The following is a 17,072-nucleotide window of genomic DNA, read 5'->3' on the forward strand; positions in this document are numbered from 1 at the left end:
TAATAATTTTAATTAACTATATTATTTTAAAAGGAGTTTTATACATTGAAACTTACAACTAAAAACTTTAGTTTTCTTCTTATCATATTATTATCATTCGCTATTTTCTCTTATAAAATAGTTTCTCCACTAGAAAAACATAATTTTCTAGTTCATTTTATAGATGTCGGTCAAGGCGACTCCATACTTATACAAGCTAATAATAAAAATTTGCTAATAGATTCAGGTACAGAAGATTCAATTGACCATTTAGTTAAATACTTGAAAAAATCTAAGGTAAAAAAACTTGATTATATTATTGCTACTCATCCTCATGCAGATCACATAGGTGGAATGAATGTTATAATAGATAAATTTAATGTGGGTAGCTTTTTTGCCCCTAAAGTTAGTCACACAAACGAAAGTTTTAAATCTATGATAACTTCTCTAAAAAATAAAAACCTTCCTATTAATATATTAAATTCTAAAAAAGATATTTCTATAGACTTAGGAAAAAACACCAATATAAAAATCCTTGCTCCTACCGATAAGGATTATGAAAATATAAACAATTATTCTCCTATTATAAAAATATATTATGGCAAAACTTCATTTTTGTTTACAGGTGATGCTGAAGAAGAATTAGAAAATGAAGTCTTAAGTGAAAATTTCATTTTAAAAGCTAACGTATTAAAAATTGGCCATCATGGAAGTAACACTTCTACCTCTGAAGAATTTTTAAAAGAGATTCAACCTCAAGTTGCAATTATATCTGCTGGTCTTGATAATTCTTACGGCCATCCAAATTATATAACATTACAAAAGCTAAATGATAATAATGTAAGAGTCTTAAGAACTGATGAAGATGGAACTATAGTTATTTCTTCAAATGGAAATAATATCAATGTTTTAAATCATTAATAATATTAATAACTTCTCCCATGAATAAGCATTAGCTTTTTATTAAGAAAAAAAACTAAAGGCACCCTTTTATAGAGTGCCTTTAGTTTTTATAGCTATCTTGGCTATAATAACTATACTAAATAGAATCGTCTTTAACTTCTTCTATTTCTTCTTCTACCAATATTTTTTTCCAACTTAATAATATGTAAAATAAATTTACAACATCCTGCTCATTATAAACAAGTATCTTCTCTACCTTTTCCTTAGGCATTCTTTGAAAATACTCTCTATCCTTTAAAACCTTATGGAATGTTTTAGCTAAGTTTGAACCTGAAAGTACATCCCCTTCTCTCACGATACCAAACTTTTTCTCTAAAGCCTTAAGACCTATCCCTTGCTTAAAAGTATGCTCATAAATTTTCTGTATATCAACAGATCTAAAGTAATTATTAAAATCAAAGTTTATTCCATACTTGTCAAATAAATAGTTTATTACTGTGAAATCATTGTTACCTGAAAAAGTTACTATATACTTCTTTTTCTTTTCGGCAGCAATCATTATAAAATATTTTTTTGCTAAGTAAAGAATATCTCTTACTTCACCTTTATGTTCTATCATATACTGTGTAGTTATGAATTTAGATTTCTCCTCATCATAATATCCAGCACCAAAAACACCTATACATTTAGGTTTCTTATATACATAGTGTTCTAAGTCAAAATATACAGCCTGTTTATATATATCATAATTTTCATTAAAAGATAGGGCATTACTAAGATCTAAATCATTTATCTCTATTTCATGCTCTTTTATGATCACTTTATCACTCTTTTCTATATAAACTTATAACAAAAATATTATATCATTATATTCATCTTTAGTTAAGTCTTAATAAACTATTAATCATTTTTTTACTTTTATGTTTTATATCAATTGACAAATTCCGAGTAAATTGATATAATCTTATTGAATTTGATAATGATTTTCATTGATGAGGTGCTTAAAATGAGTATATATGATTTAAGAATCGGAGAATCCGGTGTTGTAGATAAAATTTGTGGACATAATGGTCTCGCAAAAAGACTTCTTGCATTAGGTTGCATAGAAGGAACAGAAATAAAATTAAAAAGAGTTGCTCCACTTGGAGATCCATTAATAGTGAATTTAAGAGGATTTGATTTAGCAATAAGAAAAAAAGATGCTAAAAATATAATTTTAAAATAAAATTAATCAATAAAATAGAATAATTTAATTAGGAGGAAAACTAATGACAACAATAGCTTTACTCGGCAATCCTAATGTTGGTAAAACCACTCTATTTAATGCTTTAACTGGCTCTAACCAGCATGTAGGTAACTGGCCAGGTGTTACAGTTGATAAAAAGGAAGGATTTTTCAACTCAGCTAAAATAGTTGATTTACCTGGTATTTATGCCCTAGATACATTTTCAAACGAGGAAAAAGTATCTAAGAAATTCTTAGAATCTGGAGATGTTGACCTTATTTTAAACATAGTTGATGCATCTAACTTAGATAGAAACCTTTATCTAACTATGCAACTTAAGGAGTTTAAAAAACCTATCGTTTTACTTCTTAACATGAATGATATAGCTGAAAAGAAAGGTATAAAAATAGATCCTAAGAAATTAGAAAAAGCTTTTAATCTTAAAGTAATTCCTATAACAGCTTCTAAAAAGGAAGGCTTAGATGATGTTAAGAGTTTCTTAAAGAAAGAAGATTTCAGTAAATATTTAGATGACAAAACTTATTCATTCGAAAATGAATCAAGTACTTATAAATTTATAGAAGATAAACTTAAAGATTGTTTTGATAGAGATGGAAGTTCTTCAACAAGTTTAACAGACAAGCTTGATAAGATATTTCTAAATCCGTGGCTTGCTTATCCATTATTCCTAGCTTTAATGGTATTAGTATTCCAATTTACATTTGCTTGGGTTGGACAACCTATATCTGATGCTTTAGATGGTTTCTTAGGCGATAGCATAATACCTTATTTAAGTAATTTATTAGCAGGTACTTCACCATGGTTTAAATCATTACTAGTTGATGGTATAGTTGCTGGTGTTGGTGGAATAATAGTTTTATTACCTATTATATTAGCTTTATTCTTATGTATATCAATATTAGAAGACAGTGGATATATGGCTAGAGTTGCTTTCTTAATGGATAAATTCATGAGAAAAATAGGTCTTTCTGGTAAAGCATTTTTACCAATGATAACTGGTTTCGGATGTACAGTTCCTGCTATTATGTCAGCAAGAACTTTAGAGAGTGAAAAAGATAGAAAATTAACTGCTCTTTTAGCTCCTTTTATGTCATGTAATGCTAGACTACCTGTTTATATAATATTTGCAGCAATATTTTTCCCTAACAACGCATCATTAATTGTTGCATCACTATACATACTAGGTATTTTAACTGCATTCTTACTAGGTTTAATATTTAAAAATACAATATTTAAAAAAGATGAGGAGCCATTTATAATAGAGCTTCCTGAATATAGAATTCCAGAGCCTAAAGCTGTTTTAGGACAACTTTGGGAGAAATCAAAGAACTTCTTAAAGAAAGCTGGAACAATAATCTTTGCAATGAGTGTTATTATTTGGTTCTTACAAAGCTTTAACTTCACTGGAATGGTTGATGAAGTATCTCAAAGTTTCTTATACAATATAGGTTCATTTATAGCTCCTATATTCTCTCCATTAGGATTTGGTAACTGGCAAGCATCAGTTTCGTTATTAACTGGATTAATGGCTAAAGAAACTATAATATCAACAATGGAAGTTATATATAAAGGTGATTTAATGAATATGTTACCTCACTTCTTCAACTCAATATCAGCTTACTCATTCATGGTATTTGTATTACTTTATACACCATGTATAAGTGTTATTGGAGTTTTAAAGAAAGAATATGGTGGCAAATTCACAATATTATCAGTAATATTCCAATTTGTAGTAGCTTGGATTGGAGCATTTATAGTTTATAACCTAGGTTTACTACTATTCTAAACTAAAGAAGGTGTTATAAATGGAATTTTTAATTACTGGCTTAATAATATTAGCTGTAATATTTATACTATACAAAAACTTTAAAAAATCATCAAAGGGACAATGTAGTGGCTGTAGCGGATGTTCAAAAAATAACAAAACTTGCGGAAGTTGTCCAAGTAAAAAACATTAATTAGAATAAAAAAGTCAATTCAAAAGAATTGACTTTTTTTATTTAAATCTAAAAAAACAATCGACACTTTACTTTAATTTATAAAATTAAAAGGCCTACTATTAAAGTAGGCCTCCTTATATAAATTACATTTTTTCTACTACGTTTATTCCGATTAAGTATAAAGAATTTTTGATTACTTGTGCAGTGGCTTTTATAAGAGCTAACCTTGCAGCTTTTAATCCTTCATCTTCTACATTTAATACAGTGTGATTGTTGTAGAATTTGTTGAATGCCTTAGCAACTTCTATTGAGTATCTTGTTACTACCGAAGGTTCAAGTTTATCTATACCTAAAAGTATAGCTTTTTGTAATCCTTCTAAAGTCTTAGCTAACTCAAACTCTTCTTTTGAAGTTAACTTAGTAAAGTCTGGCTCAGCTGTTATGTTTTGCTCAGCTGCTTTTCTTAAAATACTCTTAGCTCTTGCATATGAGTATTGAACATAAGGACCAGTTTCCCCTTCAAAGCTTAGCATCTCTTTCCAATCAAATACTATGTCTCTCTCTCTTGAGTTCTTTAAGTATGTGAATAAGATTGCTCCTATACCAATTTTCTTAGCTGCATCTTCTTTGTTTTCTAATGCTGGGTTTTTCTCTTCTATAGTCTCTCTAGTTTTCTCTATAGCTTCGTTTAATAGATCTTCTAGTAATACTACATTACCTTTTCTTGTTGAAAGCTTTCTATCTGCAAATTTAACTAATCCAAATGGAATGTGTGTACAGTTTTTAGCCCAATCTTTTCCTGCTAATTCTAAAGTTTTGAATACTTGATTGAAGTGTAATATTTGGTCTTTACCAACTACGTAAATACACTTATCAAAATCATAAGTTTTATGTCTGTACATAGCTGCTGCTAAATCTCTTGTTGCATATATTGAAGCTCCATCTGATTTAACAACTATACATGGTGGCATATTGTATTCATCAAGCATTACAACTTTAGCTCCATTACTTTCAGTTAAGATGTTAGCTTTTTCTAATTCTTCAACTACTACATCCATCTTATCATTGTAGAAACTCTCTCCAGCCCAAGAATCAAAGTCTACACCTAGCATATCGTATATTCTATTGAATTCTTTTAATGATAACTCTTTAAATCTTTCCCATAAAGCTACTGCTTCAGCATCTCCATCTTCAAGCTTTTTGAAGTACATTCTTCCTTCATCTTCAAGCTCTGGATTGCTTTCTGCCTCATCATGGAATTTAACATATATTCTTAATAACTCACTTATTGGAGCCTCTTCTAAAGCTTCCTCGTTACCCCATCTCTTATAAGCTGAGATTAACTTACCAAACTGAGTTCCCCAGTCTCCTAAGTGGTTTATTCTTTCAGTGTTATACCCTTCGAAGTTTAACATTCTGTATAATGAATGCCCTATAGCTGTTGTGAATAAGTGTCCAACGTGGAAAGGCTTAGCTATGTTAGGTGATGAATACTCAACAACAACATTTTTTCCCTCTCCTATTTTAGAAGAACCATACTTATCTCCTTCTTCTAAAACTTTTTCTATTACATTCTTTGAAAATGCAACTTTATCAACAAAGAAGTTTAAGTAAGGACCTAAGCACTCTATTCTTTCAAATCCTTCTTTATTTATCTTCTCAGCTAATTCTGCTGATATCATATTAGGAGCTTTTCTCATAACCTTAGCTAATTGGAAGCAAGGGAAAGCAAAATCACCCATTTCTGGCTTAGGTGGTATTTCTATAAGCTTTTCTATGTTCTCTAATTCTAAGTCAACGTGCTCTTTTATTCTTTCTGCAACTAACTTTTTGTAATCCATAATTATCCTCCTTATTTATATACTAATTTAAGAAAACATCATATTGACATTATTCTCAAAATATTTATTTTTTTACAATATAAAAAACCGCCTCTTTAAAAATAAAGAGACGGATATATCCGCGGTACCACTCTAATTGGTTAAAAACCCACTTTACAAAATAACGCATAAGCGACATTTAAATCTTATTAGATCAAAATGCATCTCCGAGGCTCTCTTCATATCTACTATTCTATAAGGCTTACACCATCCCTTACTCGCTTAAGAAATCATAAAAACTACTCTTCTCTTCATCGATTTTTCATATTTATTTTTTATTAAATAAAACATAATTAACACTAAAAAAACACTAATTAATTATGTTACTAACTCATTATAGTATTTTATATTAAATACTGTCAATATTATCTTTGATTTATTCTCTAATAAATGCTTATTTTTTAAATTCCTTGAAAACTTCTTTGAAATTCTATACTATGAGTATTATAATCAAATTATATTTTAAACAAGTAGAGGGGAAAAGAAATGGATAGAATAGGAGTTATAGATATCGGATCTAACTCTGTAAGACTTACACTTGCAGAAGTTGAGAACTCTGGATATTTTAGAATAATTGACGAATTAAAAGAGCATATAAGACTTGGTTCTGATTTATTTGCATGTTCTATTTTAAGTCAAGAAAAAATAGACCTTACAATATCATCTATAAAAGCTTTTAAATCAATGTGTCAATCTTGTGGAGCATCAAAAATAATGCTTATAGGTGCTGAAAGCATCAGAGAAGTAAATAATGAAGTTAACTTAAAAGAAATAATAAAAACTGAATTAGATTTAAACCTTAGAATTCTTTCAAATGAAGAAGAAATTTATTATAACTTTTTAGGAGCTAAAAACTCACTTTATATAGATGATTCTCTTCTTTTAGATATTAACGGTAATAATACTCATGTATGTTGGATTAAAAATAATAATATATATAAAGAAGTAACTCTTCCATTTGGATATGTTACATTAACTTCAATGTTTGAATTGGACGATATGGTTACTTTTGAAAACAACACAAACTGTGTTAACTATATAAAAGAACACTTATCTGAAATTGATTGGTTAAGTGAAAATAAATTCAACTCACTTATTGGTGTAGGTGGTTCCTTTAGAAATCTTGGTAAAATGGATAGACGTAGAAAAAGATATCCTATAGACATAGTTCATAATTACCTTATGTATGATTACGATATAGATGAAATGTCTCATGCTCTTAAAAGTAAAAACTTGCGTCAAAGAAAGAAAATAGAAGGACTTTCACCAGCTAGAGCCGATGTTATAGTTGCTTCTTCTAACATTATAAAACAAGTTTTAAAGTTTACTGATACAAGTGAAGTCATTATTTGTGGACGTGGCCTTAGAGAAGGACTTATATATGAATATATAACAGATACCTTCCATAATGATGATGATATATTAGATATAAGTTTAAAAGGAATAATGGATACTCTTAACATAAATATTCCTCACGCTGAAAATGTATATAGATTAGCTAATACTTTATTTGATGAATTAAAACCACTTCACCACCTAGGAAATGATTTTAAAAATATACTGAAAACAGCATCCTTATTGCATGATTGCGGAATAAGTATAAGATACTATGACCATCATATTCACTCATTCTATGTTATATTAAATTCTCATATAAACGGATTAACTCATAAAGAAATCTTATTGAGTGCATTATGTGCAGCTTACCATAGAAACAATTCTTTCCAAGCTCCACTTGCTAAATATTCATCTATAATAAATAAATTAGATGTTAAACATGTTGAATTCATAGGGGTTATTTTAAAACTTGCAGAAGGATTGGATAGAGGTCTTACTGGTCATGTTAGAGATTTAGATGTATTAATAGAGGAAGATACAGTTACCCTAAAGCTTTACTCAGACTTTGACCTAGAATTAGAAATACGTCAAGCTAGAAGAAGCTCTAAAGCATTCTTAGAAATTTATAATAAAGAGTTAATAATAGAAAAAGCTTAAAATTAAAAGTCAGTATACTAAATGGAAGCATACTGACTTTTATTTTATATTAACGATTTTAATTTCAAGCTATTTTTTAACCGCTCCAATTATTTTATTTGTTGATTCCAAAGACTTATTTAATTCATTTATCACACTAGTATCTAAGGCTTTTCCCTCTTCGCTAGCTAGCGTTTTTTCTATAGGTAATATAAAGTATTCTGATTTCTTATTCTCAATTGGAATTTTATAAACCCAAGTTGGAGTATAACTCCATTCCTCAATTTCTACTCCCTTTCTACCTTTATCTAAAGTTACATTTAAAATTACTCCATCAGCTGTTCTTCTATCTCCCATAGTTTCCTCTCTTTGGTTTGATATAAAGTTACCTAAAGAATAAGCAACCAACGTCTTATGCCCATCTTCATTCACAATCTCCTCTATAGGTTGAACTACATGAGGATTACTCCCTATTATTAAGTCAACTCCTAGTTCATTTAATTTATTTGCTATCCCTATCTGATATTCACTTGGCTCACTACTATAAGAAGCACCCCAATGCATTCCAAAAATAATGAAGTCTACTCCATCCTCTTTCATTTTCTTAATAGATTCATTCATTTTCTCTAAATCTTCTTCAAGAGTATTATAACTAAAAGTATTTACATTAGCATTTTCACCTATTTTATTTTCATTAAGTTCTCCCTCCCTACTCTCATAAGTATAGGACGTGAACCCTATCTTCATTCCTTTTAGTTCTTTTATTATATATCCCTTATTACCTGTTGCACTCATATTTTCATTAACTTTATCTATAGTTCTATTTAGTCCCTCTTCCCCATTGTCTAAAGTATGATCAGTAGCAATATTTATAATATCAAATCCACTATCACTTAAAGCATCTAACATTGAATCTGGTGCATTATACTTTGGATACCCTGAATATTGCTTCTCTTTTCCACTATAAGTTCCCTCTATAGTTCCATATGAAATATCACTCTCTTCAATAAAGCTCTTTATATACTTAAAATTAGGAGTAAAATTATAAGTCTTATCCTCATCATTATATGCTGACCATATTTGTTCATCATGAACTATTATATCGCCTACCGCACTTATCTTAATCTCCCTACCAAAACTAAACCTATCAAAGAAACTCTTCTTTTCTTTTTTTATTTCTTCATTATTTTCTTTAATATTAGCACCACTTGTTGTTACTATGTTATTATTTATCAAACTATTGGCAATAACTGTAGAACATACCACTGCTAGCGACCCTAATAATATTTTTATTGTATTAGACATTTTTACCATATTCTCACCCCTCTCTATATTACCATATTTTTACATTTTATTTCAATTATCTTTATATAAAAATAGGTTAGATATGAAGCTTTTACTTTTTTCAAAATATGTTTAATTCACCATTAACCACATTCCTAATTAAAATCTTCATTCTAACCTACTTAAATAATATTCTCTTTTTAAATCATTATTATAGTATTATTCCCACTATAGAACTTATAAACCCCATGATTATATTTGAAGGTATAGCAAGAATTCCTCTTCCTAAGAAAATTATAGCTATAAGTATAACCCAGTAATATTCATATATAGTATTAGCCATCTTGTAGAATAACTTTGGTTTAGCATCCTCTAAAATTCTAAAACAATCTAATCCCGGTAATGGTAATATATTAAATACAAATAAGTTGACATTTAATACTATTATATATTGAAGTACTAAGCTTATTATTTGAGATATATCGCTTCCTAAGCCAAAGATTTTAATGTATAAAGCCCATATTACAGCTCCAATGACAGCAACAACTAAGTTTGAAAGCCATGCAGCTACATTAACTCTTATTGCATCTTTCTTAGGATTCTTGAAAGCATATTTGTTTATTTCTACAGACTTAGTCCATCCAAAGTTAACAAAAGCCATCATTAATGCACCCATTATATCTACATGCTTAAGTGGATCTAAAGTTAACTGTCCTCTAAACCTAGGTGTCTTATCTCCTAACTTATCGGCCATTTTTGCACGAGTGTACTCTTTTACTGAAAAAGCAACTAAAATAGCTGGAATTTTAAGAAATACATTTAATAAAAAACTCATAGTTAAACCTCCTTATTATATTTTTAAATTATACCATAAATTCCTTTAGTTTATATGTAATAAATTTTATTATTTTATTAAACTCTTTTCTATTATTAAGACTAATTAATTTCCTTCCTGTATTTTAATATAAATTTAATAATTAAACATAACTTCAAGTCTATTTTAACCTCCAATATTCAAATATTATCTATTTAAATAATAAATATAAAAATAAACCCTATATCTTCTAAAATATAGGGTTTACTCTCTTTATAAAACATATAATCAAATACTATAAATTATAACCTCTTAGCCGCCTCATAAGCTAAGTCACTTCTCTCACACTCATCATACTTCAATGTTATTTGATAACAAAGATGACTTCCTTTCATTTTTTCAGAAGCATAACACAATCCATTACTTCTTGAATCCAAGAATGCTTGATCTATTTGCTCTGGATCTCCAACAAGTATAATCTTAGAGCCTTCTCCAGCTCTAGTTATAATAGCCTTAACCTGCTTTGGAGTTAAGTTTTGAGCCTCATCTATTATAATCCAATTCTTTATTATACTTCTTCCTCTTAGATATGCTACAGCCTCTGTTGTTATAATCTTTCTTTCAAATAATTCTTCAATCTTATCATTTAACTCTCTCTCATTTGAATACCTAGCCTTTTCATCAGAATCTATTAAAATTTCTAAGTTATCATAAATAGGTCTCATAAATGGAGCTATCTTTTCCTGCTCGGTTCCAGGCAAATATCCAATTTCCTCATCCATTGTTACATTAGGTCTACAAACTAATATTCTTCTGTACTGCCCACTTTCCTCTTCTATTATTTTTTGAAGACCTACAGCTAAAGAAAATAATGTTTTTGCTGTACCTGCTGGCCCTTTTATTATAACTAAAGGTGCCTTTTGAGCATCCATACTTAAACATTCAAGCATAAATTTTTGTCCTACGTTTCTAGGTGATATTCCCATTATATTGTTACTATCTTTATACATAAGTGGTCTTATAAACTTACCATCATATCTTCCTAAAGCTGTCTGTTTATCATTATCATTACAATGTATTATTAAGAACTGATTAACAACTAATTCTGGCTCAATATAAGTTTTAGTTCCCTCATCATACACAGTTAAATCTTTTTTCTCTATAACTTTATTTTTAAAGAAATTGCCCAAACACTCTGAAGTAGTATACACATCTTCTCTACCAGAATACTGTTCTTCAAATTCTGGTACAACCACTTCATAGAAATCCTCAGATTTGATTCCTACAGTATCTGCCTTTATTCTCTCAAATATATCCTTGGTTATTAAACAAACATCCTCTCCACGCTCTTTTAGAGCCTTACAAATTTGTATTATTCTATTATCTGGTTTACTTATATTCCATGACTCTGGTATTTCAGTGTTATAAAAATTTGTTATAACCCTAAGTTTCCCACCCTTAGGTAGTTCAACTCCTTCACTCAAAGATCCGCTTAATCTTAGCTTATCAAGTTCTCTAGCTACATTTCTTGCATTAGCGCCTAAATCATTATTCATTTTCTTTATATTGTCTAATTCCTCCAGAACAACCTCTGGAATAATAACGTTGTTATCATCAAAGGAGTATATAGCTCCTGGTGAATACAATAATACATTGGTATCTAATATATAAGTTTTCTTCAAAATAATCACTCCTTTAGAATAATACAGCTATACTAAGCAAACTTGATTTTCATTTGTTTATATATTAATATTTAAGAATACTCAATATAATTCTTAAATATTGATATTTAGCTAAACAAAATTTATATAAGTTATAAATTATTAATTTTATACAATTGATAGGTTTTTTAATTTATATTATTATATATATGTATAAATCGTATTGGAGGTTTTATATAATGAAACTACTATTTTTTGATACAGAGACTACAGGAGTTAAACCAGGAAGTATATGTCAACTTAGCTATATACTTGTTGATACTTCAACTAAACCTCAAACAACTATAGGAAAGAACATCTTCTTCACAGTAGATGAAATGGAGCCAGAGGCTGAAAGAATTCATGGTTTTTCATTAGAGAAACTTTATGAATTAAGTGAAGGAATGTATTTTGAAGATCTTTTTGAAGACTTTATTCAAGATTTTATAGATGCTGACTTTATAATAGGACATAATGTTCAATTTGATATCAAATTCTTAAAACACGAAATGTTAGGTCTTGGAGAATTCTTTGAACCTAAAAATGTATTCTGCACAATGAAATACTATAGAGATATCTGCAAAATATTAAGACCTACTGGAGACTATAAGAATCCTAAATTAGAAGAGGTTATTAAGCACTTAAAAATAACAGACCAAGAAATAAGCGAAACTGCTAATAAATACTTCCATGGTAGTGGAAATTATCATGATGCTAGATTTGATACAGCAGCTACTTATTTAACTGTTATAAATGGAATTAAAAAAGGAATAATTCCTAGAAACTATTTTACAGCTTTATTAGAAAACAAATAAAAAAGATATATTTACATATATCTTTTTTTGTTATATAAAAACATATTAAATTTTCTTATTTATCCTTTGCATATCTAAAAACTTAAATTACTCTTTTATATTAAGATATTTCTTTTTCTTCTTTTTCTTTAGCTTTACTCAAAAGATTTATGTTAGATGTGTTTATATTAGTGTAATATCTTACCTCTCCACTTTCACTTTCATATCTACTCTCAGTTACTTCACCAGATACAGATATTAAATCTCCTCTTTGGACATAGTTATTTAAGAAATCAACTGTAGATTTACTCCAAGTTATTACACTAAGAAAAGTTGTAGTTTCCTCTTTGCCATTAAAACTATTAACAGCAATTCTAAATCTAACATATCTTTTCTTATTTTTTGATTCTTTAACTTCTATTTGAGTTGCAACTCTTCCTATAAGATCAACTTTATTCATTTAGCTTCACGCTCCTTCTTTTAAACTACCTAAAGTATTGACCAAATATTAGAATCTCAAACATATGTTCTGTAAATATTTTTTAACAAATTTATTTTTGTATCATGAAAGTAAAGAGTATGTTTATTTAATTATTTACTAATTTAAATAATTAATACTCTCTTTATAAAAACGGATAAAATATATTTAAATTACAGTTTAGTCAAAATAGAAACTAAACAAAAAAGCTATTAGATTAATATCTAATAGCTTTTTTATTTATATTAAACGCTTATTGTACTACTTAAAGTAGATGCCTCTTTGTTTGCTTCTATTATAGGATCTACATATTCGTCTATGAACTCTACAACTTGACTTGGAGCTCTTCCAACAAATTTAACTGGATCTATTATTGAAAGTATTTCTTCCTCTGAAAGATTGAATGAACCATCTTTTATAATTCTCTCAATTAAGTCATTGTTAAGTCCTTCACCTTTAACTCTTTGAGCAGCTTCCATTGAAAGAACTCTTATCTTTTCATGAAGTTCTTGTCTATCTCCACCTTTTTTAACTGATTCCATCATTATGTTCTCAGTAGCCATAAATGGCAACTCATTATTTACATGAGCAGCTATTACTTTATCATAAACAACCATGCTCTCTGCTATGTTTATATAAAGATTTAATACTCCGTCTAATGCTAAGAATCCTTCTGCTACAGATATTCTCTTGTTAGCTGAATCATCTAGTGTTCTTTCAAACCATTGAGTTGAAGCTGTGATAGCTGGGTTTAATGCATCAACTATAACATATCTAGCTAAGGCACCCATTCTTTCACTTCTCATAGGATTTCTCTTATATGCCATTGCTGATGAACCTATTTGATTCTTTTCAAATGGCTCCTCTACTTCTTTCATGCTTTGAAGTAATCTTAAATCATTTGAGAATTTATAAGCACTTTGTGCTACTTCAGATAAAGTGTTTAAGATTATTGAATCTAATTTTCTTGGATACGTTTGACCAGTAACTCCAAAGCTCTTTTCAAATCCCATTTTTTCAGCAACGATTTTATCTAAAGCTTTAACTTTACTTTCATCACCTTCAAAAAGGTTCATGAAACTTGCTTGAGTTCCTGTAGTTCCTTTTACTCCTCTTAATTTTAGAGTTGATAATAAGAAATCTATATTCTCTATATCCATTACTAAATCTTGCATCCATAAAGTCGCTCTCTTACCAACAGTAGTAAGCTGAGCTGGTTGGAAATGAGTAAATCCTAAAGTAGGCATATCCTTATATTCTAATGCAAATTTCTTTAAGTTATTTAAAACTGCAACAATTTTCTTTTTAACTAATAACAATGCATCTCTCATTATTATTACATCAGTGTTATCTCCAACATAGCAGCTAGTTGCTCCTAAGTGTATGATTCCTTTTGCTGAAGGACATTGAAGACCATATGCATAAACGTGACTCATAACATCGTGTCTTACTTCTTTTTCCTTCTTTATTGCTTCTTCGTAATTTATATCTGAAATATGGCTTCTAAGCTCTTCTATTTGCTCATCAGTGATATGTAATCCTAATTCTTTTTCACCTTCTGCAAGAGCTAACCATAACTTTCTCCATGTTGAGAATTTCATATCATCTGAGAAAATATATGACATTTCCTTTGATGCATATCTTGAATTTAACGGTGTGCTATATAAATTTTTCACTTTGTACCCTCCTAAAGCAGCAATACTAAATTATAGCTATATTATACCATAAGATTCCTAATTTATAAATAAATTTATATTTTTTTTAGTTATCATTCGTATATTAGCCATTTTAAAGCGTAAACTGAATATATTTTTCATTTCATTGTACGTATTTTTAATTAATTCATTAATAATATCACCTTTTATATCCTAAGACCAATTAATATTAACCTTATATTTATTGGCTAAAACTAATATAAGTATTTTAATAAATCCATTAAAATATACGCCTTATTTAAACTAAATAATTTTTAAAAAAATAAAAGGATTCCACAAGGAATCCTTTTACGAAGATTACTCTTCTAAATTTTCGATTAACTTAGCTATTTCTTCAGCTGCTAAAGCTTCATCGTCACCGCTAGCGATAACCTTAACATTAGCGTCTTTAGAAACACCTAATGATAAAACTCCGATTAAGCTTTTAACATTAGCTTTTTTACCGTTGAACTCTAAGCTTATGTCTGATTTGAAAGCTGAAGCTTTTTTAACTAGTAAAGTTGCTGGTCTAGCATGTAAGCCTGTTGAATTTTTAACTAAAACCTCTTTAGTTACCATTATAAACACCTCTTTACTTATATTTGTTATTTAATAATACTAACTTCTTAATTATACTCATTTTTTTAGAAAATTTCAACAACTTAAGAAAAGATTAATTTCTATTCATTATTTTATTAACAAAATCCCCAATTTTTCCTAAGCCTTTGACAATTTCCGCATTAGAAGTAGCATAAGATAATCTTATGAATCTATCTTCCCCAAAAGCTATTCCTGGTATTACGACAACACCTTCTTCTTTTAGTAATAAATCGGCAAATTCCATTGAACCTTCCATATTACCTTTTTCTAACACTCTAGATATATCTACCATTACATAAAAAGCACCCTTCGGACTTATAAAACTTAGTCCCTCTATTTTACTGATAATATTTATCATAAGTTCTCTTCTTGAACAAAATTCTTTTACCATATCTTTAAGAGTTTCTTGTTCACCAGTTAAAGCCTCTAAAGCTGCAAACTGAGCTATACTATTTGTATTTGAAGTCATATGACTTTGTATATTATTCATTACTTTAATTAACTCTTCATTATAACAAGCTGCATATCCTACTCTCCAACCAGTCATAGCATATGCCTTTGAAAATCCATTTATAACTACAGTTCTTCTAAATGCATCCTCACTTAATGAAGCAATGCTTATATGCTCTTCATCCCCATATATAAGTTTTTCATATATCTCATCAGAAATCAATATAATATCATGTTCTTTTGCAAATTTAGCTATTTCCTCTAAATCTTCCTTTGAATAAACTGTTCCTGTAGGATTATTAGGTGTATTCAGTACTAATGCCTTTGTTTTTTCGCTTGCAACTGACTTTAACTCATCATAAGTTACTTTAAAGTCATTCTCCTTCTTTGTTTCTATAAACACTGGAACTCCATCATTTAATTTCACTAGTTCAGGGTAACTCACCCAATATGGTACAGGTATTATAACCTCATCTCCTGGATTTAATATAGCCATAAATACATTTGCTAAAGATTGCTTTGCACCAGTTGATACAATTATATTTTTACTTTCATATTTTAAACCATTATCATCATATAATTTTTTAGCTATAGCCTCTTTTAACTCAGCTATACCAGATGTAGCTGTATATTTTGTTTTTCCTTCAATCATTGCTTTGTTAGCAGCATCTATGATATTTTGTGGAGTATTAAAATCTGGTTCACCAACTCCAAAACTAACTACATCTATTCCTTGTTTTCTTAGCTCTCCTGCCTTAGCTGTTAAAGCTAAAGTTAAAGATGCCCCAATACCTTGTGCTTTTTTAGATAATATCATCTAATCCCCTCTTTACTGCTTATTTTTAATTAAATACTATCATAATTAATTACGCTTCCAATATATCACTTTTAGAATTCAAAGTAAACCAATAAAAATAGGTCGTATCAAAAGTAATTAAATATTAAACTCGCAAATACCTTAATAAATCTTTTATTAAGGTATTATATAAGCAAAATAAAATTACACTTTGATACAACCCATATATTTATCCAATTTAGATCTCCTCTAAATTTTTATCTTGGCTGTATTATAAGTTTTATAGCTGTTCTCTCTTCACCATCTATCTCTATATCTGTGAATGCTGGAATACAAACTATATCTTTTCCACTTGGTGCTACAAAACCTCTTGCTATGGCAATAGCTTTAACAGCTTGGTTTATTGCACCAGCTCCTACGGCTTGGATTTCTACAGTATTTCTCTCTTTTATTATAGCTGCTAGTGCTCCTGCTACTGAATTCGGATTTGATTTTGTTGATACTTTTAATACTTCCATTATATAACCCTCCTAGTCCCTT

Annotated in this window: 16 protein-coding genes and 1 other annotated feature; of the genes, 6 read left to right on the forward strand and 10 right to left on the reverse strand. The window is 28.9% G+C overall.

Features of this window, described 5'->3' with window-relative positions; genetic code table 11:
• Window positions 1–45: 45 nt before the first annotated feature.
• Window positions 46–900 carry a ComEC/Rec2 family competence protein gene (locus ACQZHJ_RS11960; RefSeq protein ID WP_430485786.1) on the forward strand — a complete coding sequence of 285 codons (855 nt, stop codon included), beginning with the start codon at window positions 46–48 and terminating at the stop codon, window positions 898–900.
• Between the two features lie 118 nt (window positions 901–1,018).
• Here ACQZHJ_RS11960 and ACQZHJ_RS11965 read toward each other — a convergent pair whose 3' ends face one another.
• Window positions 1,019–1,702, reverse strand: coding sequence for a ribonuclease H-like domain-containing protein (locus ACQZHJ_RS11965; RefSeq protein ID WP_430485787.1), 684 nt, complete (start codon window positions 1,700–1,702; stop codon window positions 1,019–1,021).
• A gap of 186 nt (window positions 1,703–1,888) precedes the next feature.
• Between ACQZHJ_RS11965 and ACQZHJ_RS11970 the strand changes: the two genes are divergently transcribed.
• The 3 genes from ACQZHJ_RS11970 to ACQZHJ_RS11980 are packed head-to-tail and all read left to right on the forward strand — an operon-like array spanning window position 1,889 to window position 4,086.
• Window positions 1,889–2,107 (forward strand): FeoA family protein, encoded by a 219-nt coding sequence (locus ACQZHJ_RS11970; protein WP_430485788.1) that lies wholly within the window; start codon window positions 1,889–1,891, stop codon window positions 2,105–2,107.
• Between the two features lie 43 nt (window positions 2,108–2,150).
• Window positions 2,151–3,914: a ferrous iron transport protein B gene (gene feoB, locus ACQZHJ_RS11975; protein ID WP_430485789.1), complete on the forward strand. Its 1,764-nt coding sequence runs from the start codon at window positions 2,151–2,153 to the stop codon at window positions 3,912–3,914.
• 19 nt (window positions 3,915–3,933) lie between these two features.
• Window positions 3,934–4,086 (forward strand): FeoB-associated Cys-rich membrane protein, encoded by a 153-nt coding sequence (locus tag ACQZHJ_RS11980; protein WP_430485790.1) that lies wholly within the window; start codon window positions 3,934–3,936, stop codon window positions 4,084–4,086.
• Window positions 4,087–4,211: 125 nt separating this feature from the next.
• On the opposite strand, the gene argS is transcribed toward ACQZHJ_RS11980, so the two are convergent.
• Complete coding sequence (argS, locus tag ACQZHJ_RS11985; protein WP_430485791.1) at window positions 4,212–5,909, reverse strand: arginine--tRNA ligase; 1,698 nt, start codon at window positions 5,907–5,909, stop codon at window positions 4,212–4,214.
• A gap of 102 nt (window positions 5,910–6,011) precedes the next feature.
• Window positions 6,012–6,212, reverse strand: a binding site (T-box leader).
• 222 nt (window positions 6,213–6,434) lie between these two features.
• Between argS and ACQZHJ_RS11990 the strand changes: the two genes are divergently transcribed.
• Window positions 6,435–7,943: a Ppx/GppA phosphatase family protein gene (locus tag ACQZHJ_RS11990; protein WP_430485792.1), complete on the forward strand. Its 1,509-nt coding sequence runs from the start codon at window positions 6,435–6,437 to the stop codon at window positions 7,941–7,943.
• Between the two features lie 69 nt (window positions 7,944–8,012).
• On the opposite strand, the gene ACQZHJ_RS11995 is transcribed toward ACQZHJ_RS11990, so the two are convergent.
• The 3 genes from ACQZHJ_RS11995 to ACQZHJ_RS12005 form a co-directional block, all read right to left on the reverse strand.
• A complete protein-coding gene (locus ACQZHJ_RS11995) occupies window positions 8,013–9,236 on the reverse strand; it encodes a CapA family protein (RefSeq protein WP_430485793.1) in 1,224 nt (407 codons plus the stop codon).
• A 181-nt stretch (window positions 9,237–9,417) separates the two neighbouring features.
• Entirely contained in the window at window positions 9,418–10,041 is a 624-nt protein-coding gene (locus tag ACQZHJ_RS12000; RefSeq protein WP_430485794.1) for a site-2 protease family protein, read from the reverse strand.
• A 281-nt stretch (window positions 10,042–10,322) separates the two neighbouring features.
• On the reverse strand, window positions 10,323–11,702 hold the full coding sequence (locus tag ACQZHJ_RS12005) for a PhoH family protein (protein WP_430485795.1): 1,380 nt from the start codon (window positions 11,700–11,702) through the stop codon (window positions 10,323–10,325).
• Between the two features lie 218 nt (window positions 11,703–11,920).
• Between ACQZHJ_RS12005 and ACQZHJ_RS12010 the strand changes: the two genes are divergently transcribed.
• On the forward strand, window positions 11,921–12,535 hold the full coding sequence (locus ACQZHJ_RS12010) for a 3'-5' exonuclease (protein ID WP_430485796.1): 615 nt from the start codon (window positions 11,921–11,923) through the stop codon (window positions 12,533–12,535).
• A 100-nt stretch (window positions 12,536–12,635) separates the two neighbouring features.
• Here ACQZHJ_RS12010 and ACQZHJ_RS12015 read toward each other — a convergent pair whose 3' ends face one another.
• From ACQZHJ_RS12015 to ACQZHJ_RS12035, 5 genes are all read right to left on the reverse strand, one after another.
• Window positions 12,636–12,974: a single-stranded DNA-binding protein gene (locus ACQZHJ_RS12015; RefSeq protein WP_430485797.1), complete on the reverse strand. Its 339-nt coding sequence runs from the start codon at window positions 12,972–12,974 to the stop codon at window positions 12,636–12,638.
• 263 nt (window positions 12,975–13,237) lie between these two features.
• Window positions 13,238–14,668 (reverse strand): adenylosuccinate lyase, encoded by a 1,431-nt coding sequence (purB, locus tag ACQZHJ_RS12020; RefSeq protein WP_430485798.1) that lies wholly within the window; start codon window positions 14,666–14,668, stop codon window positions 13,238–13,240.
• 336 nt (window positions 14,669–15,004) lie between these two features.
• Window positions 15,005–15,265: an HPr family phosphocarrier protein gene (locus tag ACQZHJ_RS12025; protein WP_300350211.1), complete on the reverse strand. Its 261-nt coding sequence runs from the start codon at window positions 15,263–15,265 to the stop codon at window positions 15,005–15,007.
• A 94-nt stretch (window positions 15,266–15,359) separates the two neighbouring features.
• Window positions 15,360–16,553, reverse strand: coding sequence for a pyridoxal phosphate-dependent aminotransferase (locus tag ACQZHJ_RS12030; protein WP_430485799.1), 1,194 nt, complete (start codon window positions 16,551–16,553; stop codon window positions 15,360–15,362).
• Between the two features lie 236 nt (window positions 16,554–16,789).
• A complete protein-coding gene (locus tag ACQZHJ_RS12035; protein WP_003459803.1) occupies window positions 16,790–17,050 on the reverse strand; it encodes a stage V sporulation protein S in 261 nt (86 codons plus the stop codon).
• Between the last annotated feature and the right edge of the window lie 22 nt (window positions 17,051–17,072).

This window comes from Clostridium sp. B9, assembly GCF_050509515.1.
Taxonomy (GTDB): domain Bacteria; phylum Bacillota; class Clostridia; order Clostridiales; family Clostridiaceae; genus Sarcina.